The 20,184-nt window shown below is 59.3% G+C and carries 14 protein-coding genes and 3 pseudogenes; 6 read left to right on the top strand and 11 right to left on the bottom strand.

The features are described from left to right. The first annotated feature begins 17 nt into the window (after positions 1 to 17). Both RHM58_RS00090 and RHM58_RS00095 read left to right on the top strand, forming a co-directional pair. Positions 18 to 620, top strand: coding sequence for a Yip1 family protein (locus RHM58_RS00090; RefSeq protein WP_201205879.1), 603 nt, complete (start codon positions 18 to 20; stop codon positions 618 to 620). A 154-nt stretch (positions 621 to 774) separates the two neighbouring features. Then, positions 775 to 1,269 (top strand): SprT family zinc-dependent metalloprotease, encoded by a 495-nt coding sequence (locus RHM58_RS00095; RefSeq protein WP_201205881.1) that lies wholly within the window; start codon positions 775 to 777, stop codon positions 1,267 to 1,269. A gap of 120 nt (positions 1,270 to 1,389) precedes the next feature. Here the strand turns inward: RHM58_RS00095 and RHM58_RS00100 are convergent, their stop codons facing one another. Together RHM58_RS00100 and RHM58_RS00105 are read right to left on the bottom strand one after the other, a co-directional pair. Continuing rightward, complete coding sequence (locus RHM58_RS00100) at positions 1,390 to 2,571, bottom strand: CaiB/BaiF CoA transferase family protein (protein ID WP_201205883.1); 1,182 nt, start codon at positions 2,569 to 2,571, stop codon at positions 1,390 to 1,392. A 143-nt stretch (positions 2,572 to 2,714) separates the two neighbouring features. Continuing rightward, positions 2,715 to 4,050 (bottom strand): annotated as a pseudogene (locus RHM58_RS00105) (dicarboxylate/amino acid:cation symporter). Positions 4,051 to 4,390: 340 nt separating this feature from the next. Between RHM58_RS00105 and RHM58_RS00110 the strand changes: the two are divergent. Then, positions 4,391 to 5,390, top strand: a pseudogene (locus tag RHM58_RS00110) (AraC family transcriptional regulator). Positions 5,391 to 5,534: 144 nt separating this feature from the next. Here RHM58_RS00110 and RHM58_RS00115 read toward each other — a convergent pair. Together RHM58_RS00115 and RHM58_RS00120 are read right to left on the bottom strand one after the other, a co-directional pair. Next, on the bottom strand, positions 5,535 to 6,881 hold the full coding sequence (locus tag RHM58_RS00115) for an ATP-binding protein (protein WP_322269356.1): 1,347 nt from the start codon (positions 6,879 to 6,881) through the stop codon (positions 5,535 to 5,537). Then, a complete protein-coding gene (locus RHM58_RS00120; RefSeq protein WP_322269358.1) occupies positions 6,878 to 7,555 on the bottom strand; it encodes a response regulator in 678 nt (225 codons plus the stop codon). The genes RHM58_RS00115 and RHM58_RS00120 overlap by 4 nt, the downstream gene beginning before the upstream one ends. 354 nt (positions 7,556 to 7,909) lie before the next feature. On the opposite strand from RHM58_RS00120, the gene RHM58_RS00125 reads away from it, so the two are divergent. Further along, positions 7,910 to 8,701, top strand: a complete 792-nt coding sequence (locus RHM58_RS00125; RefSeq protein ID WP_322269360.1) for a dienelactone hydrolase family protein — start codon at positions 7,910 to 7,912, stop codon at positions 8,699 to 8,701. A gap of 235 nt (positions 8,702 to 8,936) precedes the next feature. Continuing rightward, complete coding sequence (locus RHM58_RS00130; RefSeq protein ID WP_201254925.1) at positions 8,937 to 9,662, top strand: 4'-phosphopantetheinyl transferase family protein; 726 nt, start codon at positions 8,937 to 8,939, stop codon at positions 9,660 to 9,662. 126 nt (positions 9,663 to 9,788) lie between these two features. Here the strand turns inward: RHM58_RS00130 and RHM58_RS00135 are convergent. Beyond that, positions 9,789 to 11,400: pseudogene (locus tag RHM58_RS00135) on the bottom strand (ATP-binding protein). Next, on the bottom strand, positions 11,397 to 12,110 hold the full coding sequence (locus RHM58_RS00140; RefSeq protein ID WP_201205898.1) for a winged helix-turn-helix domain-containing protein: 714 nt from the start codon (positions 12,108 to 12,110) through the stop codon (positions 11,397 to 11,399). The pseudogene RHM58_RS00135 and the gene RHM58_RS00140 overlap by 4 nt, the downstream one beginning before the upstream one ends. Before the next feature lie 734 nt (positions 12,111 to 12,844). On the opposite strand from RHM58_RS00140, the gene RHM58_RS00145 reads away from it, so the two are divergent. Then, positions 12,845 to 15,739 (top strand): ribonucleoside-diphosphate reductase subunit alpha, encoded by a 2,895-nt coding sequence (locus RHM58_RS00145; RefSeq protein ID WP_201254923.1) that lies wholly within the window; start codon positions 12,845 to 12,847, stop codon positions 15,737 to 15,739. A 305-nt stretch (positions 15,740 to 16,044) separates the two neighbouring features. On the opposite strand, the gene flgE is transcribed toward RHM58_RS00145, so the two are convergent. The 5 genes from flgE to cheR all read right to left on the bottom strand — a co-directional run bounded on the left by flgE (position 16,045) and on the right by cheR (position 20,167). Further along, complete coding sequence (gene flgE, locus RHM58_RS00150) at positions 16,045 to 17,373, bottom strand: flagellar hook protein FlgE (RefSeq protein ID WP_201205902.1); 1,329 nt, start codon at positions 17,371 to 17,373, stop codon at positions 16,045 to 16,047. Positions 17,374 to 17,403: 30 nt separating this feature from the next. Further along, a complete protein-coding gene (flgD, locus tag RHM58_RS00155) occupies positions 17,404 to 18,132 on the bottom strand; it encodes a flagellar hook assembly protein FlgD (RefSeq protein WP_322269362.1) in 729 nt (242 codons plus the stop codon). Between the two features lie 15 nt (positions 18,133 to 18,147). Next, positions 18,148 to 18,591, bottom strand: coding sequence for a flagellar basal body rod protein FlgC (flgC, locus tag RHM58_RS00160; protein ID WP_054054819.1), 444 nt, complete (start codon positions 18,589 to 18,591; stop codon positions 18,148 to 18,150). 3 nt (positions 18,592 to 18,594) lie between these two features. Continuing rightward, positions 18,595 to 19,002, bottom strand: coding sequence for a flagellar basal body rod protein FlgB (gene flgB, locus RHM58_RS00165; RefSeq protein WP_201191654.1), 408 nt, complete (start codon positions 19,000 to 19,002; stop codon positions 18,595 to 18,597). Between the two features lie 337 nt (positions 19,003 to 19,339). After that, a complete protein-coding gene (gene cheR, locus RHM58_RS00170) occupies positions 19,340 to 20,167 on the bottom strand; it encodes a protein-glutamate O-methyltransferase CheR (RefSeq protein ID WP_007899126.1) in 828 nt (275 codons plus the stop codon). Positions 20,168 to 20,184 lie beyond the last annotated feature (17 nt).

Consider the following 20,184-nt stretch of genomic DNA (forward strand, 5'->3'; position numbering starts at 1 on the left):
CAAGAGGAGTGACTGGCATGATCCATCACGTAGTGGGGCTCTTCACCCACCCCGACCAGGAATGGAAAGAAATCCGTGGCGACCAAGAGGAAAGCATCAGCCACATGTACCTCACCCACACGCTGATTCTGGCGGCGATCCCTGCCGTGTCCGCGTTTATCGGCACCACCCAGGTCGGCTGGGTCATCGGCAGCCGCGCGCCGGTGATGCTGACCCAGGAAAGCGCGATCTGGATGACGGTCATGTCGTACCTGGCGATGCTCGGTGGTGTGGCGGTGATGGGCGCGTTCATTCACTGGATGGCCCGCACCTATGACGCCAACCCGAGCCTGGCCCGTTGCATCGCGTTTGCCACCTACACCGCCACACCGCTATTTATTGGCGGGCTGGCGGCGCTGTATCCACACATGTGGCTGGGGATGATCATCGGCACGGCCGCCATCTGCTACACGGTGTACCTGCTGTATGTGGGGTTGCCGACCTTTATGAACATTCCATCGGACGAGGGTTTCCTGTTTTCAAGCTCGGTGCTCGCCGTAGGGTTGGTGGTGCTGGTAGCCATCATGGCGTTTACCGTGATCGTCTGGGGCCTGGGCGTTGGTCCCGTCTACACGAACTAGAACTCCAATAGAACAAGATCTGCCAATACAGGCCGCCGCGAGGCGGCCTTTTAATGTCTATTGAAAGAGCACGAACAACGACCATTCGGCGCCTGGCCGATTCGCAAGCCCCGGGGGTTGCGGCATACTCGACGTCTCTGGAGATCCATCAAGCATGCCCGAGCAACTCAATACCCGCGTCGAAGACTGTTACCAACAAGCCGAAACCTTTTTCAAACGACCTTTCAAACGCCCCGTGGTAAGCCTCAAGCTGCGCGGGCAAAAAGCCGGTGTCGCGCATTTGCACGAGAACCTGCTGCGCTTCAACCCGCAGCTATACCGGGAAAACACCGAAGACTTCCTCAAGCAGACCGTGGCCCACGAAGTCGCGCACCTGATCGCCCATCAACTGTTTGGCGACCGCATCCAGCCCCACGGCGAAGAGTGGCAACTGATCATGCGCGGCGTCTACGAACTGCCGCCCAACCGTTGCCACACCTACGACGTCAAACGCCGCAGCGTGACCCGCTACATCTACAAATGCCCGTGTGCCGACAGCGATTTCCCGTTTTCGGCCCAGCGGCACAGTTTGGTGCGGCAGGGGCGGCGGTATTTGTGCCGGCGTTGCCGCAGTACGTTGGTGTTTAGTGGGGAGATGCGGGTCGAGTAACAGGTTTTTTCGTGTTCATGCCGGCCTCATCGCGAGCAAGCTCGCTCCCACAGGGGATTTTCGGCGTGACACAGAACCAGTGTGGGAGCGAGCTTGCTCGCGAAGGCGTCTTATCAAGCGCTACACAACCACCTTGGCACGCCGCAATTCCTCGATCCGCTGCGCACTAAACCCCAACTCCCCCAACACCTGATCCGTGTGCTGCCCCACCGCCGCACCGATATACCTGGGCGCCGGCAACCCTTCGGAAAACTTCAACGGACAAGCCATTTGCTGCTGAGTTGATCCGTCACCGCGAGGCACCTCAGTCACCAATCCCCGCGCCTGCAACTGCGGATGCCGCACCGCCTCGCCCACACTCAACACCGGCTCGACACACGCATCAACCCCGGCAAACAGCTCACACAACTCGGAAAAGTCATGCTTCTCGAATTCAATTTTCAAGTCATTTTTCAACGCCTGTTGCTGCTCTGGCTTGGGCGATAAACCCTGGACCGCCAGTTCCGGGCGACCCAGCACCGTGCACAGTTGCTGCATAAACGCCGGCTCCAGGCTGCCCACCGATAACCAGCGTCCATCCCGCGAACGGTAATAGTCATAGAAACTGCCGCCATTGAGCATCTGATCTTCGCGCTCCGGTTCCACACCGCAGGCCAGATACCCGGCGCCGGCCATGGCGTTCAGGCTGAAGGCGCAATCGGTCATGCTCACATCCAGATACTGTCCCTGCCCCGTCTGCTGCCGGGCGATCACCGCCGCCAGCAATCCAATGACGCCGTGTAACGAGCCACCGGCTATGTCTGCCGCCTGAATCCCCAACGGTAGCGGGCCGCTGTCGGCGCGGCCGGTGTAACTTGCCAGCCCCGCCAGCGCCAGGTAGTTGATGTCGTGGCCAGCACGGTCCTTGTAGGGGCCAGTCTGGCCGTAACCGGTGATCGAGACGTAAATCAACTTCGGATTGATCGCCTTCAAGGCTTCATAACCCAGGCCCAGGCGCTCCATCACCCCGGGGCGGAATTGCTCCAACACGATGTCGTGGTCCTGCAGCAGTTGCTTGATCACCTCCAGCGCCTCGGGCTGCTTGAGGTCCAGCGCCAGGCTGCGCTTGTTGCGATTGAGGTACGCATGACTCGCCGAGACGCCCTGGTCGTGGGGCGGCAGCACCCGCAGCAGGTCCATGCGGGTTGGCGATTCGATGCGCAGCACCTCGGCGCCCATGTCTGCCAACAGCAGGGAAGCAAACGGCCCCGGCAGCAGTGTCGAGAAATCCAGAACCTTGAGTGATGCCAGTGGACCGGGCATGGGTGTACTCCTTGAGCGATGCCTCCAGCCTAGGCAGCCAATCGCATTGCAGCAATCACCCGATGTGTCAGCCGTCGTGACCGTTACGCTCAAATCCCAGGCATAAAAAAACCCGCCGAAGCGGGTTTTTCAGTGCAGCCGTCTTATTTGACGTTGCTTGGGGTGACGCCTTCGGACACGCCCAGATCGTCTTCAGGACGGGTGTCGACAATACCGCGACCGCCAGAAGCCAGTTCGGCCTGCATCACGTCGGTGTCCAGTTCCTTGACCCACTTGGCCACAACCAGCGTGGCAACGGCGTTACCCACGAGGTTGGTCAACGCGCGGGCTTCGGACATGAAGCGGTCGATACCGAGGATCAGCGCCAAGCCGGCAACCGGCAGGTGGCCAACAGCCGACAGGGTCGCGGCCAACACGATGAAGCCACTACCGGTCACGCCAGCAGCGCCTTTGGAGGACAGCAGCAACACCACCAGCAGGGTGATCTGGTGCGTGATGTCCATGTGGGTGTCGGTCGCTGTGAGCGATGAAGAGGGAGGCCATGGTCAGGTAGATGGCGGTGCCGTCGAGGTTGAACGAGTACCCCGTCGGGATCACCAGACCCACAACGGATTTCTTCGCGCCCAGACGCTCCATTTTGATCAGCATGCGTGGCAGCACGGATTCCGAGGAGGACGTACCCAGCACGATCAGCAGTTCTTCACGGATGTAGCGAATCACTTTCAGTACGCTGAAACCGTGAGCGCGAGCGATACCGCCCAGCACGACCAGCACGAACACCAGGCAGGTGATGTAGAAGCACAGCATCAACTGACCCAGTTGCACCAGCGAACCCACACCGTAGGCACCGATGGTGAACGCCATGGCGCCCAGGGCACCGAGTGGCGCGAGCTTCATGATCATGTTGATGATGTTGAACATCACGTGAGCGAAGCGATCGATGAAGTCCAGGATCGGCTTGCCGTAGGCACCCAGGCGATGCAGGGCGAAACCGAAGATCACCGAGAACATCAGCACTTGCAGGATATCGCCGGTGGCGAACGCACCGATGATGGTGTTCGGGATCACGTTCAGCAGGAAGCCGACGACGCTTTGATCAGCACCGGCTGCTACATATTGAGCGACTTTGGAAGCATCCAGCGTGCTCACGTCGATGTGCATGCCGGCGCCCGGCTGGACGATGTTGACCACCACCAGACCGACCAACAGTGCAATGGTCGAAACGATTTCGAAGTAGAGCAGCGCGTAGCCGCCGGTCTTGCCGACCGATTTCATGCTCTGCATGCCCGCGATACCGCTGACAACGGTGCAGAAGATGATCGGGGCGATGATCATTTTGATCAGTTTGATGAACCCGTCACCCAGTGGCTTGAGGGCCACACCGGTCTGCGGGTAGAAGTGACCGACCAGGATGCCAATGGCGATGGCAACGATCACCTGGAAATACAGGGATTTGTACAGTGGCTGACGAGTCGTCATTGCAAAGTTCCTCAAGAGTGCCCCGTGACAACATCCATCTGTTGCCCCATGACACTTCAATTGCGAACCCTCCTGCACTGGAGGGATTTGTTTTGTCGAGCCGCTCAACGGCAGGCATCTGCCCGTTGTATCGCAAAGCCCGTGCCACCTCTGCCGAATTCCCTGCAAGCCTTTTGACATCAAGGGTTACAGGGTTTTCTTTGTCACCGACCGGCTACAGCAATGTGGCGGATTTCCGCCTATCGGCCAGACCTCATCCTACAATTTGGCGGATATCCGCCTTGTTCATCGCCAAGTCCTGCGGCTACCATCCGGCGCTTAGTGGACGGACCTGCCTCCTATGCGCGAACGCACCATCGCCAGTCATTTCGCCCGTGCCGCCCTCGGTGGCGCGCGTCGGCGTGGTTATGATTATTCAGGCTTGTTGTTACAACTGGGGATCAGCCCCGAGTTGCTCGACGAGCCAAGGGCACGCATCGCGCCGGAACAATTCACCCGGCTGATCCAGGGCCTGTGGCTGGCGCTGGACGACGAATACCTGGGATTCGGGCAGGCACCGAGCAAACCCGGCAGTTTCGCCATGATGTGCCACGCGATTATCCATTGCCGCAGCCTGGAGAAAGCACTTCATCGCGGCTTATTGTTTTATAGCCTATTCCCCGAGGCGCCGCGTCTGACCCTGACCCGCGAAGACGAAATGACTCCGCCTGAGCCTCGACGATTCACAGTTGCGGGACCCGGATCACTTCCTCAGTGAATCCCTGCTTGTGATCTGGCATCGTCTCGGCAGTTGGCTGATCGGCCAGCGTATTCGCCTGGAGCAGGCGACATTCAGCTATCCGAGACCTGAGCACGGCGCCGAGTACGATCTGCTATTCCCCTGCCCGCAGGAGTTTTCAACGGCCCAGAGCAGCCTGCTGTTTCACAGTCGCTACCTGAGCATGCCGTTGTTGCAGGACGAGCGCACGCTCAAGCATTTCCTCGAACGCTCCCCCGCCGACCTGTTGTCGCGCCCGGATGACGGCGACAGCTTGAGCAGCCAGTTGCGCCGTTTGCTCAGCCGCGACAGTGCGCGCTGGCCGGACCTGGAAGCGGTGGCCGCGCACTTGCACATCAGCCCGCAGACCTTGCGCCGGCATTTGCGCGAAGAAGGCAGCAGTTTTCAGGAATTGAAGGACCAGTTGCGGCGGGACATTGCGATTTATCACTTGGGGCGGGCGGATCTGTCGTTGCAACAGATTGCCGAGCAGTTGGGGTTTTCCGAGCCTTCGGCGTTTCATCGGGCGTTCAAGAAGTGGACTGGACTTACACCTGGGGCTTATCGCGCGCAGGAGAATTGAGATCAGTTTGGCTTACTGGCTTTTGTGGCGAGGGAGCTTGCTCCCGCTGGGCTGCGAAGCGGCCCCACGATTTTGCGAGCGCTGCGCACTCGAACGGGAGCAAGCTCCCTCGCCACAATGGATCGGCTATTCCCGCGAACAACCTCAAACCACCGGAAAATGAATCCGGAACGCCGCGCCGCCCATGGCCGAATCCCCCAGAGTCAACTGGGCGCTGTAGCTTTCGATGATGTCCTTGACCACCGCCAACCCGATCCCCTGCCCCGGATGCTGTCGATCCAGTCGTTCACCCCTTTGCAGAATCCGCGCCCGCTGATCCGGCGGCACGCCCGGCCCGTCATCCTCGACGCACAACTCAACTCCGCTAAGCGTTTCGCGCACGCTGATGCGCACTTCGCTCAGGCACAGGCGATAGGCGTTCTCCAGCAGGTTGCCCATCATCTCCAGCAAGGCGCCCTGCTCGATCGGCACGTAACACGGGTCCGGCAGGTCGAAAGCGACCCGCACCCGTTTGTCGCGGTAGACCTTGTCCAGCGTGTCGCACAGGCTTTGCAGCACCGGGCGCAGGCGCACCTGATGGCGTACCAGACCGCTTTTGCGCAGGCTGGCGCGCTGCAACTGATAGCTGATCTGCTGACTCATGCGTTCGATCTGCGATTGCAGCACCCAGGCCTGGTCACGGTCCTGCGGGCGCTGGGCCATGTCCTCGCTGACGCCTTGCAACACGGTCAACGGGGTTTTCAGGCTGTGGGCCAAGTCATCGAGGGAATCGCGATAACGGCTGCGCTGCTCACGCTCGCTGTGCAGCAAGCGGTTGAGGGAACCGGTCAGGCGCAGCAGTTCACGCGGGTGTTCTTCGCTGAGGCTTTCGCGGGTGCCGCTTTCGATCTGGTCCAGTTCCTGGCTCAGCCGGCGCAACGCCTGCAAGCCCCAGGTCAGACCGATCCACAACAACGACAACAACACCAGCAACGCCGCGCCAAACCCCAGATAGAGATTTTCCCGCAGGCCTTCAAGGGTGGCTTCGTACTCACGAACCGGCTGCAAGGCCACGATACTGAACGCCGCACTTTTACCGCCCAGCAGTTTGACCTCGACGTCATAGACGAAGAACTCATGACCATTGGCCTCGCGAATGCGTGCAAACTCGCTACCGCGCCCGTCGTAACGCGGCTTGTAGTTGATGATCTCTTCCTGGGAGGCCTTCGAGCGCCAGACCAGATGCCCCTCGCGGTCATAGATGTAGCCCAGCAAACGGCTGTCGGTGAGGTTGAAACGCTCATCGGGCAATTGCAAAGGCATCTGCAAGTGGTTGTTCTCCACCCGGGCAGCGGAGATCAGCGTGGTGACGTCCGAGGCCAGGCGTTGCTCAATGGAATCCTGCAACGCCAGGCTGAACGCGCCCTGCATCGCCGGCAGCAACGCCAGCATGAACAACACCGCCAACAGGGTGGCGGCGAGCATCAGGCGAACGCGAAGAGAACGAATCAAGTACAGCGCTCATTGAACAAGTAGCCGAGGCCACGCACGGTGACGATCGGTTTGAACCCGGCGGGACCTTCGAGTTTGCGGCGCAGGCGACCGACCAGCACTTCGATCACATTCGGATCACGCTCATCGTCATCCGGGTAGAGCTGTTCCATCAAGCGGTCCTTGGCCACCACTTGCTGGTGATGGCGCATCAGGTACTCGAGGATCCGGTATTCGTACGCGGTCAGCGCCAGCGGCTGTTCTTCGAGTGACGCCTGCTTGCGATTGAGGTCGAGCATCAACGGCCCGGCGACAATAGTCGACTGAGTGAACCCGCTGGAACGGCGCAACAAGGCATTGAGCCGGGCGTCCAGCTCTTCGAACTGGAACGGCTTGACCACGTAGTCGTCGGCACCAGCGGCGAGGCCTTCAACCTTGTCCTGCCAGTTGCCGCGGGCGGTGAGGATCAGGATCGGAAATGTCTTGCCCTGGGAGCGCAGCAGACGGATCAGGTCGAGCCCGCCCATGCCCGGCAGTCCGAGGTCGATCACCGCCAGGTCATGGTTGAACTGCTCGGTCTGATACAGCGCCTCTTCGGCGTTGCCCACGGACTCGACCACGTGGCCGCTATCCGTCAGGCGGGTTTGCAGGTGATGGCGCAGCAGCGCTTCATCTTCGACGACCAGCAATTTCATAACGCTCTCCCGGGCAAAACAACATCTCCAAAGGTGCAACGGCAAATCTCGATGGCGACAAGGTGAAGCTTGCAGCCATCCACCAGGCAGAACTGATCATAGCGACCCATGAGGTCTTCCTGACGCAGTTTAATGCCATTGTGCGAGGCCGACATGCAGTTGTAGGTGAGATTGGCACTGGCATGACTGTTTTGCTGGACCAGTCATTGGGGGCATTTCCTCATGCGCAGGCGCGTTTGATCATGGGTCTACATTACCGACCGGCCCCTGAACTCCCCCTGAACGCACTCTAAACCTGAGCTGAATCAAATCGACTAGGCTGTTTTGACGACTTTATTAAAAGGAGATCCGACCATGCGCATGTTCTTCGTCCTCGTTTTACTGGCCTTGAGCGGGCTGACTCAGGCTGCGATCAAGACTCAGGAAATTCCCTACCAAAGTACCGACGGTACAAAAATGATCGGCTACTACGCCTACGACGACGCGATCAAAGGCCCACGCCCGGGAATTGTGGTGGTGCATGAGTTCTGGGGGCTGAACGATTACGCCAAGCGCCGCGCCCGGGACCTCGCCGGTCTGGGCTATAGCGCGTTGGCTATCGACATGTATGGCGGCGGCAAGAACACCGAGCATCCGAAGGACGCCATGGCGTTCATGCAAGAAGCACTGAAGGACAGCGCGGTGGCCAGCGCACGTTTCCAGGCCGGGCTTGATCTGTTGAAACAACAGCCACAGACCGACCCGAACAAACTCGCGGCCATCGGTTACTGCTTCGGCGGCGGTGTGGTGCTGAATGCGGCGCGTCAGGGCTTGCCGTTGAAAGGTGTGGTGAGTTTCCACGGGGCACTGGCGACCAACACGCCCGCGACGCCGGGCAGCGTGAAGGCGAAAATCCTCGTCGAGCATGGCGCCAAGGACAGCATGGTCACCCCGGGTAATGTGGCGGCGTTCAAGTCTGAAATGGACAAGGCCGGGGCCGACTACAAATTCGTCAGCCTGGCAGACGCCAAGCATGGGTTCACCAACCCGGATGCGGATCGCTTGAGCCATGGTGATCATGGCGGGCCGGACATTGGTTACAACAAGGCGGCGGATGCCAGTTCGTGGGCGGATATGAAGGCGTTCTTCAAGAAAATATTTAGCTAAGCACACCAGAAACTGGGGCGGGACAGTGACCTCTGTGGTGAGGGGGCTTGCCCCCGTTCGGCTGCGAAGCAGTCGTAAAATCAGCAAACGCGGTTTACCAGTTGAAACCCGATTGCAGGTTTTAGCACTGCTTCGCAGCGCAACGGGGCAAGCCCCTCGCCACAGGTTGAGTTTCAACTGGGGTTCTTGCTGTGAACACTACCCAGCCGCAACCCAACCCGGCAAAATGCCCGCCATGAATCCCGCCCCCGCCCTACCCGTCTGCTGCACCCCACTTGAGGCCCATTGGCCGCTACCGTTCGTGCTGCCCGATGCGGTGCTGCTGAGTACTCACTTCGACACCTCGCAACTGGCCAGCGATGACTTCCAGCGCAGCGCCATCGAGCCGCCCGCGAGCATCCAGCGTTCGGTGGCCAAGCGTCAGGCCGAGTTTCTGGCCGGACGCGTCTGCGCCCGGGCCGCACTGCAACAACTGGAAGGGCTGAGCTTTATCCCGGCCATTGGCGAAGACCGGGCACCGGTTTGGCCTGCGCACATCACCGGTTCGATCACCCACAGCACCGGCCGGGCCGCGGCAATTGTTGCGAAGAAGGCCCACTGGCGCGGCTTGGGCATGGACCTGGAAAACCTGCTCAATGTCGAACGGGCCGAACGCCTGGCCGGGGAGATCCTCACACCGCCGGAGTTACAGCGCATGGCGGCGAGCGGGACCGATCAATTGGCGCTGCTGGTTACCCTGACGTTTTCGGTGAAGGAAAGCCTGTTCAAGGCGCTCTACCCGATCGTGCAAAAGCGCTTTTATTTCGAACATGCGGAAGTGTTGGAATGGACCGAGAGCGGTCAGGTGCGGTTGCGGCTGCTCACGGACTTGTCCAGTGAGTGGTGTAACGGGACCGAATTGGACGCGCAGTTTGGGGTGCAGGATGGGCAGTTGTTGAGCCTGGTCAGCATCAAGGCCTGAAGATCTTCAGTGTCTCGAGGGGCCTCATCGCGAGCAAGCTCGCTCCCACAGGGATTTGCGGGGTGGCATAGATCCAATGTGGGAGCGAGCTTGCTCGCGATGGGTCCCTGACTGACAACAAAGACTTCAGCGTTTTTCTTGATTACGCGGCCAACTCAAACTGAAACACGCCCCGCCCAAACTTTTGCTCTTGCTGATCAGCGCCCGCCCGTCATGCCAATGGACGATCCGGCGCACGATGGACAAGCCCAACCCATGCCCGCCCGATGCCCGGGTCCGGCTGTCATCGAGGCGCAGGAACGGCGTGAAGATTTTCTCCCAGGCCACTTCCGGCACGCCCGGCCCGTCATCCTCGACATCGACCCGGCAGCGCAACTGCCCCACCTGATAACTGACGGTCACCCGCGACTGCGCATGGCGCATGGCGTTACTGACCAGGTTTTGCAACGCCCGGTGCAGGTAGCGCGGCTCAGCTTCGACCCAGGCATCGTCACAATCGGCGGCCGACAGGCACAACCCTCGTTGTACCGTGACGTCCGCACGCAACGGTGCCAGTTCCTCGATCACCTGATTGACCAACGCATCGAGATCGATGCGCTGGAAATTCAGCGCCGGTGAGCCTTGTTCCAACCGCGCGTAGGTGAGCATCTCGTCCACCAGTTTGTCGAGGTCCTCGATGTCGTGGTCCATGCCTTCGCGGTACTTTTCCAGTGCCTGGGGCGTGGTGGCCGAGCCGATCATCTCCAGACCAAAACGCAGGCGTGCCACCGGCGTACGCAGTTCATGGGACACCGCGCGCACCAGTTCGCGCTGAATCGCCAGCAGTTGCTGCAAGTGCGTCGGCCATGCCGTTGAACGCCGCCGCCAGACGCCCGACCGAATCTGCGCCGCGCGCCGGCACGCGGGTTTCCAGGCTGCCCTTGGCGATGCGCGTGGCGGCGGCTTCGAGGCCACGCAAACGACGCTCCAGTTGCCGCACCAACAGATAAACGATCAAACCGATCAGCGTCAGCCCAAGGGCGGCGATCAGCACCAGCCATTCCGGCGGATACGGGTTCATCTGAAACAGCGGGCCGATTTCCAGCACCCACGGCGTGCCGACCATGCCGGCAAACACCCGGATCGAATCGCCGCCCTTGCCCAGCGCCATCACCGTGTCGCCTTCGGACACCCGGCGACTCTGATCCTCGTCCATGTCGGCCTCTTCGACCGTGACCAGCCGCAGGTCGAAACCGAAGCCTTTATCTTCTTTCAATTGCGCCAGGCGTTTGGGTTGTTCGGCGACCGGGTAGCGCACCAGTTCATCGGCCAACAAGTAAATGGTCGCGCGGGCCAGTTGCTCGCTGATCTGCTGGACTTCCCCGGTGAGTACCAGTTGTTCCTTGTCACTGACCAACCGGTAAACCTTTGCTGCGTGAGGGCCGGTCTGTTCGACCAGCGCATGGCCACGCAACACACGGGTGCGCTGGGTCAGGTCGAGGTCGGTCTGGGCGAAGGTCTGCAACGACAAGGGAATGCCCAACAGACGCTCCCAGACCAGCAACGCCCGGTGGCGCTCGGTCTCGTTCATGGGTTGCAGGTTATCGGCCATCAGCGAAAACGTGCCGTGGGCCAGGCGTTCACGGTATTGCTCGCTGCGCACCTGGTTGAGCAGGTGCAGCGCCAGCACGCCGAGCACTGCCACCAGGACCAGCGCCGCACACATGCCGCCGTAGATGCGCAGGAAGATCGAGTTCACAGCGTGCAGGCTTCCGGAACGAACAGATAACCCTTGCTGCGCACGGTCTTGATCAAACGCGGATGCTCCGGGTCATCGCCGATCTTGGGGCGAATGCGCGAGATGCGCACGTCGATGGAACGGTCCTGGCCGTCATAACCGATGCCACGCAATGCGGTGAAGATTTCTTCCCGAGACAGGATGCGCCCGGCGTTGGCCACCAACAGCCAGAGCAAGTCGAACTCGGCGCTGGTCAGTTCGATGCCGTTGTCATTGAGCCAGGCTTCACGCAAAGCGTTGTCCACCACCAGCGGGCCGAACTGCAAACGCCGAAGTTTTTCCGGGGCCACTTCCGGCGCTTCGCTGCGGCGCAACAAGGCCTGGATGCGCGCCAGCAGCAACCGCGGGCGCACCGGTTTGCACACGTAATCATCGGCGCCCAGGTCCAGGCCGAGAATCTGATCGGCGTCATCGGTACGGGCGGTGAGCATCAGGATCGGGCCGTCATATTTGTCGCGCACCTTGCGGCAGATGCTCAGGCCATCCTCGCCGGGCAGCATCAGGTCGAGAATCACCAGGTCTGGCTGCTCCTTGATGATCCGCGCCGCCGCCAGGGCGCCATTGCCTTCGATTGCCACGCACAGGCCATTGGCTTCGAGGTAATCACGGGTCAGTTCGGCCAGACGTTGGTCGTCTTCGACAATCAATACCTGCCAGGCTTCTTGCTCCACGGGTGACCTCTGCTTGCCAACAACACTAATAAGGAAGGATCCGCCCGTCTTTTTGTAATGATTGGGGAGGATAAGAATGCTTGCGTACCGGCCGATTGTATAAACGTCGACTGCCGAGAAAACAAGTCGGCAAATGCGTTCGGACAACGCGGTTTTTTGTGATAGGGTTCGCGCCCTTAAAAACTGCCCCAACCGTTTTCAATCATGAAAATACCATGACAAACGGTCGACTCCAGTAGGGTCGCGGCCTACACGCTGTTTCCACGTTTCACACACAATTTACGCACAGGTTTATCCACAGGTAGTACGTTGCAATCACCCCCAAAACGCATTATCTTGTACCTCGGCGCTAAAAAACCCTACATGTAGGGTTTTCGCCCAAAAACCAAACACAAATCAGACACCGAATTCAAGCGCTTTTATTGCCTTTGTCTGGTTGAACCAAACGTATTTTCAGAAGACCAAACCGCACGAGCGGATGGCTGCTGTTTTTGACCCCCAAGCGGCGAAAACGGTACGGGTGTTGCAGTCCATAACTGTCACCCAAAAGGAATTCGGTTTTCAGCCTACGGCTTGAAACCAAAGACTTCGGCATGGAAGCGGCGCTCAAAAGGCCCCCTTCCTGAACTGTCCCGAAGTTGTTATGCCCGGCGCTCGCCGGTTGTAGTGCTTCAGGACGGAACGGTGGGCACCGTGATGGTGCCCAAACAAACATAGAGAACGTGGAGACACCCATGCAAACCGACACAACTCGCGAGAACCCGCAGGGCACCTTGCCGCAGGCCGCTGATTCGAATTCGGATCTGTCCGCCACCGCGCCTGGCCAACTGCGCGTGATCAAGCGTAACGGCACTGTCGTTCCTTACACCGATGACAAAATTACCGTCGCCATCACCAAAGCGTTTCTCGCAGTTGAGGGTGGCACCGCTGCTGCCTCGTCGCGAATCCACGACACCGTTGCCCGCCTGACCGAACAAGTCACCGCGACCTTCAAGCGTCGCATGCCTTCGGGCGGCACCATCCACATCGAAGAAATCCAGGACCAGGTTGAACTGGCCCTGATGCGTGCCGGCGAGCAGAAAGTGGCCCGCGACTATGTGATCTACCGTGACGGTCGTTCGAAAGAACGCGCTGCCCACGCGCCGACCGAAGAAGCCGTCAACGCTCACCCGTCGATCCGCATCACCCGCGCCGACGGCACCTTTGCTCCTCTGGACATGGGCCGCCTGAACACCATCGTCACCGAAGCGTGCGAAGGCCTGGCAGAAGTCGACGGCGACCTGATCCAGCGCGAAACCCTGAAAAACCTGTACGACGGCGTGGCCCTGACCGACGTCAACACCGCTCTGGTGATGACCGCCCGCACCTTGGTTGAGCGTGAGCCGAACTACTCGTTCGTGACCGCCCGCCTGCTGATGGACACCCTGCGTGCCGAAGGCCTGAGCTTCCTGGAAGTTGCCGAAAGCGCAACCCACCACGAAATGGTCGACCTGTACGCCAAGGCCCTGCCTTCGTACATCGCCAAGGGCATCGAATTCGAATTGCTGAACCCGATCCTGGCCACGTTTGACCTGGAAAAACTCGGCAAGGCAATCAACCACGAGCGCGACCAGCAGTTCACGTACCTGGGCCTGCAAACCCTGTACGACCGTTACTTCATCCACAAGGATGGCGTGCGTTTCGAACTGCCGCAGATCTTCTTCATGCGCGTGGCCATGGGCCTGGCGATCGAAGAGAAGAACAAAGAAGACCGTGCGATCGAGTTCTACAACCTGTTGTCGTCCTTCGATTACATGTCCTCGACTCCAACACTGTTCAACGCGGGCACCCTGCGTCCACAGCTGTCGAGCTGCTACCTGACCACCGTGCCGGATGACCTGTCGGGCATTTACCACGCGATCCACGACAACGCCATGTTGTCCAAATTCGCTGGCGGCCTGGGCAACGACTGGACGCCGGTTCGTGCCTTGGGTTCGTACATCAAGGGCACCAACGGCAAATCCCAGGGCGTTGTTCCGTTCCTGAAAGTGGTGAACGACACCGCCGTAGCCGTTAACCAGGGTGGCAAGCGCAAAGGCGCTGTCTGTGCCTACCTGGAAACCTGGCACATGGACATCGAAGAGTTCATCGAACTCCGCAAGAACACCGGTGATGATCGTCGTCGTACCCACGACATGAACACTGCCAACTGGATCCCTGACCTGTTCATGAAGCGCGTCTTCGATGACGGCAAGTGGACCTTGTTCTCGCCGTCCGAAGTTCCGGATCTGCACGACCTGACCGGCAAGGCTTTCGAAGAGCGCTACGAGTACTACGAAGCGCTGTCCGAGTACCCGGGCAAGATCAAGCTGTTCAAGACCATCCAGGCCAAAGACCTGTGGCGCAAAATGCTGTCCATGCTGTTTGAAACCGGCCACCCATGGCTGACCTTCAAAGACCCGTGCAACCTGCGCAGCCCGCAGCAGCACGTTGGCGTGGTTCACAGCTCGAACCTGTGCACCGAGATCACCTTGAACACCAACAAGGACGAGATCGCCGTTTGCAACCTGGGCTCGATCAACCTGCCGAACCACATCACCAACGGCAAGCTGGACACCGCCAAGCTGGAACGTACCGTGAACACCGCCGTTCGCATGCTCGATAACGTTATCGACATCAACTACTACTCGGTGCCACAAGCGAAGAACTCCAACTTCAAGCACCGTCCGGTCGGTCTGGGCATCATGGGCTTCCAGGACGCTCTGTACCTGCAGCACATTCCTTACGGTTCCGACGCTGCCGTCGAGTTCGCCGACAAGTCCATGGAAGCGGTCAGCTACTTCGCTATCCAGGCTTCCTGCGACCTGGCCGACGAGCGCGGCGCCTACGAGACGTTCCAGGGTTCGCTGTGGTCCAAAGGCATCCTGCCGCTGGATTCGCAACAGATCCTGATCGAGCAACGTGGCCAGAAGTACATCGACGTTGACCTGAACGAATCCCTGGACTGGGCACCGGTTCGTGCCCGTGTACAGAAAGGCATTCGTAACTCCAACATCATGGCCATCGCACCGACCGCCACCATCGCCAACATCACTGGCGTATCGCAGTCGATCGAACCGACCTACCAGAACCTCTATGTGAAATCGAACCTGTCGGGCGAATTCACCGTGATCAACCCGTACCTGGTTCGCGACCTGAAGGCTCGCGGTCTGTGGGACTCGGTCATGATCAACGACCTGAAGTACTACGACGGTTCGGTTCAGCAGATCGAGCGCATCCCGCAAGAACTCAAAGAGCTCTACGCGACTGCCTTCGAAGTGGACACCAAGTGGATCGTTGACGCGGCAAGCCGTCGTCAGAAGTGGATCGACCAGGCTCAGTCCCTGAACCTGTACATCGCCGGCGCTTCGGGCAAGAAACTGGACGTGACCTACCGCATGGCTTGGTACCGTGGCCTGAAAACCACTTACTACCTCCGTGCCCTGGCCGCGACCAGCACCGAGAAGTCGACCATCAACACCGGCAAGCTGAACGCTGTTTCCAGCGGCGGCAACCACGGTGACGATTCGGTCCTGGCAGCTCCTGCCGGTCCGGCACCAGTGCCAAAGGCTTGCGCGATTGACGAGCCGGATTGCGAAGCTTGCCAATAAGCTGAGCCGGTAAGCGCTTAACGGCGCTTATCTGAAACCCCCGATTAGTTCTCTGGACTGGTCGGGGGTTTTCTTTGCCTTGGGGAAAGTGTTGGTCGGTCTGACGTCTTCGCGGGCAAGCCTCGCTCCTACAGATTCTATGTCGCTCCCAAGGCAAATGAACGACGCCAAATCTGTAGGAGCGAGGCTTGCCCGCGAAGAGGCCATCACCCACAACGCAAATTCAGAGACCAGCCTCAAATCCCGTGCATAAAAAAGCCCCTCTTCCGAGGGGCTCTTGGTGAAGCGCTACAACCCAACCAGCATCAGGTCATCTGAATGATGGTCTGCATGATGGTGCTCTGGGTGGAGATGGTCTTGGCGTTCGCCTGGTAGTTGCTCTGCGCCTTAATCAGGTTGACCAGTTCGTTGGTCAGGTTGACGTTGGACTCTTCCAGGGAGTTGGACTCGATAGAACCCAGAGTCCCGGTTTCCGGAGCATCGTAGCCCGGGATACCCGAAGAGAACGTCTCTTTCCAGCTAGTGCCGCCAACCGCTTGCAGGCCTTGTTCGTTAGTGAAGCTTGCCAGTGCAACCTGGCCGATAGCCTTGCTCTGGTTGTTGCTGAAGTTGGCGAACAGGGTACCGGTGCCGTCGATGGTCAGGTTGGTGATCTGGCCAGTGGCGTAACCGTCCTGAGTCGGGATCGAACGCGCGGTGTCAGCGTTGTACTGAGTGGTATTGGCCATGGAGATGGTCACACCGGCCGGGTTAGCGGCAGCGCCATTGGCTGTCCAAACGCCATTGGTCACAGTGCCTGGCACCCAGCTGTTAACCGTCAGGTTGCTGCTGATGATTGGAGCGCCGCCCGCCGGATTAGGCGTGCTGACCTGAGTCAACTTACCAGTGGCGTCAAACGACAGTGTCGAAGCGACCGGTGCAGTGGTTTTCGGGTCGCTGCCGGTAGCATCCGGGTTGCGGCCGTCTACCAGGGTGTAGACCTTCCAGGTATTGCCACCGGTTTTCACCAGGTATTGATCCATGGAGTGCTGGTTGCCCTGACTGTCATAGATCGGGGTGCTGAACGACTTGGTGTAGGTCGCCGTCAGAGTCGGGTCGAACTTGCCGGCCGGAACGGTATCGTCGATAACCGGGGCCGTCGAGTTCAGGTTGATCGTCGAAGTCACCAACGAAGTGGTCTTCGGCGCCAGGTTCGAAGTGTCAATTTTCAGATCGGTCAACACACCGTTGATGACTTTGCCATTGGCATCCACACCGTAGCCTTGCAGGCGCGAGGTGTAGTCGGTGTTGGTGATGTAACCATCGCTGTTGACCTTGAACGTACCGGCACGGGTGTAGGTCGTCGAACCGTTGTTGCTCAGGGTGAAGAAACCCGAACCGTTGATGCCCATGTCCAACACGTTACCGGTGTTGTTGATGTCACCTTGGGTGAACTGTTGGGACACGTTGGCCAGTTTTACACCGCTGCCGACGACTTGGCTGCCGCTGCCGAGTTTGGTCGCCGAATAGACGTCTTCAAACTCTGTACGGGAGGATTTGAAACCGGTGGTCGCGACGTTGGCGATGTTGTTACCGGTTACATCCAGTTGTTTGTTGGCTGCATAGAGACCGCTAAGGCCGATATTGAAAGACATATTCCACTCCTTTGTGCCGGTTAGTCGGCTCTATATACCAATGGTTTGAACTTTGGACAGGGCGACCGGGCCCAGGCCTGCGAGGTTGAGCGTCAGCTCGCCGCCGGTCTGGCTCAGGGTCACGCTGTTGACGGTGGCCGGCAGGTAAACCGCCAGGTCCGTCGCCGTACCGTCGACAGGCGCGCTGGCCTTGACGGTATAAGTGCCGACTGGAACGGTGGCGCCGCTCGAGTCCTTGCCATCCCAGGTGAAGGCAGCACTGCCTGCCGCCTGAGTGCCCAGATCGATGGTTCTGACTGTGTTGCCACTGCTGTCGGAAATGGTCACGGTGCCGCTGGCGATGGACGACGTCAGGTTCACCGAACCGTTAACCGCTTTGGTCGGATCATCAACCTGCAGTGAGTTGGTCTGCACGATCACCGAACGACCGACCAACGACGAAGCCTGCAACGCTTGCGAAGAGCTGAAGTTGCTGGCAATCGAGCTGACCGTGGTGTTCAGCGTGGTGATGCCTTCCAGACTGCTGAACTGGGCCAACTGGGCGACGAACGCACTGTTGTCCTGCGGGTCCAGCGGGTTCTGGTTTTTGAGTTGGGTCACCAGCAATTGCAGGAACGCGTCCTTGCCCAGTGTCTGGCCGCCGGTCGCGGCGCCGGCCAAAGAGCCAAGGCTATTCGCGGTGGAGCTGTTGGCCGTCACCGAGGAGTTGGCCAGAATGTCGTTCATGCTGAGGCTGCTGGTGGTATCGGTAACACTCATCTGAGTCGCCCCTTATCACTGACCGAGGGTCAGGACCTTCTGCATCATGGTTTTGGCGGTGTTCATCATTTCCGCGTTGGTCTGGAACGAACGGCTCGCGGAAATCATGTCAGCCATTTCTTCGACGACGTTGACGTTCGGGTAGTAGACGTAGCCTTTGGCGTCGGCAGCCGGATGGTTCGGCTCGTAGCGCGCTTCAAGATTGCTCTGGTCTTCGACCACGCCCAGCACTTGCACGCCTTGACCGGCGGCGTCCTGGCTCTGGAACAGCGAATCGCTGCCGCCGTTCTGGCCGCCCTGGAACATGGTGGCGAATACCGGGTGACGGGCACGATAGGTCTGGTCGATGCTCGACGAGACGGTTTCGGCGTTGGCGATGTTCGAGGCAACGGTGTTCAGGCGAGTGGTCTGGGCACTCATGCCGCTACCGGCAATGTTGAAAACACTGGCAAGAGACATGACTTACTCTCCACGCAGGGCTGAAACCAGCCCTTTGAATTTGCTGTTGAGCAGGGTGAAGCTGGCCTGGAAGCCCACCGCGTTTTCCGCGTAGTTGGATTGTTCCAGTTGGGCGTCCACGGTGTTCTGGTCGATCGACGGTTGCATCGGCGTGCGATACAGCAGCGACTCGTCACCATTGCCCAGGCCTTCGGCTTCGATATGACGGCTGTTCGTCATGTTCAAGGCGAAAGTGCCGTTCTTGGTTTTCTCGTTCTGTGCGGCAAGCACCTTGGAGAAATCCAGGTCCCGAGCCTTGTAGTTCGGGGTGTCGGCGTTGGCAATGTTGTTGGCCAGGACTTCGGCACGCTGAGCGCGGAAGCCCAGGGCTTGTTCGTGGATACCGAGCGCTTTATCGAAGCTGATGCTCATGTCGGGAAACCTTCGGGTGACCTGATTTTTCGTAACGTGAACATAGCAAGCCGCGTGCCAATTAAAAAAGCCCGTAAACCGGGCCTTTGCGGGCATCGGCAAGGCGGCAATGCCAGAAAAGCGGCAACGGGTTTCCGCCGCCTGCCGCTTTTCTGCCGCTTTCCCGAATCGCGCGCGGCCCCTGTAGGAGCTGCCGAAGGCTGCGATCTTTTGATCTTGATCTTAAAAACCAGGATCAAAAGATCGCAGCCTTCGGCAGCTCCTACGTGATGCAAAAGCGGCAGGCATAAAAAGGGAGCCCTTGAGGACTCCCGTTTTTATGCCTGCCGCTTTTGCATCACTTCGCCTGGTAAATGATCCCCGGACTGCACTGGACCATTTGGTAATGGTCCGGCAAACCGTTCAGCGCTTCAGAAGCGCCCAGGAACAAGTAACCACCCGGCTTCAACGTGCTGTGAATGCGCAACAGGATGTCTTTCTTCACCTCGGCGGAGAAGTAGATCAGTACGTTGCGGCAGAACACGATGTCGAACTTGCCCAGTGCTGCGTAGCTATCGAGCAGGTTGAACGAGCGAAACTCCACCCGACTCTTGATCGGCGCCTTGATTGCCCAACGCCCCGGCCCTTTCGGGTCGAAGTAACGCTGCAAACGCTCGGGCGACAGACCGCGACCGATCGCCAGGCTGTCGTACTCGCCAGTCTTGCAGTTGGTCAGCATGGTGCCGGACAAGTCGGTGGCAACAATCTGCACGCCCATCTTCAACTGGCCCATGTTGACCCGTTCGAACTCGTCGATGGACATCGACAGCGAATACGGTTCCTGACCCGACGAGCAAGCCGCCGACCAGATGCGCAGACGTTGACCGGGAGCAGCCTTGATTGCTTCGGGCAGCACCTTGTTCTTCAAGACTTCAAACGGATAGGTGTCACGAAACCACAGGGTTTCGTTGGTCGTCATGGCATCCACCACCATTTCGCGCAAACCACTGCGCGGCTGGGTCTGGATGCGCTGCACCAGTTCACCCAGGGACTTGATGCCCTGCTGTTCCATCAGTTTGTTGAGACGGCTCGAGACCAGGTACTGCTTGTTTTCACCGAGCAAAATGCCACAGGCTTTTTCCAGGAATACCCGGAACTGTTCGAAATCCAAATTACCCGTAGACAAAGATACCGCCTCTTAAA

Source organism: Pseudomonas sp. 10S4 (genome assembly GCF_034344865.1).
GTDB lineage: Bacteria > Pseudomonadota > Gammaproteobacteria > Pseudomonadales > Pseudomonadaceae > Aquipseudomonas.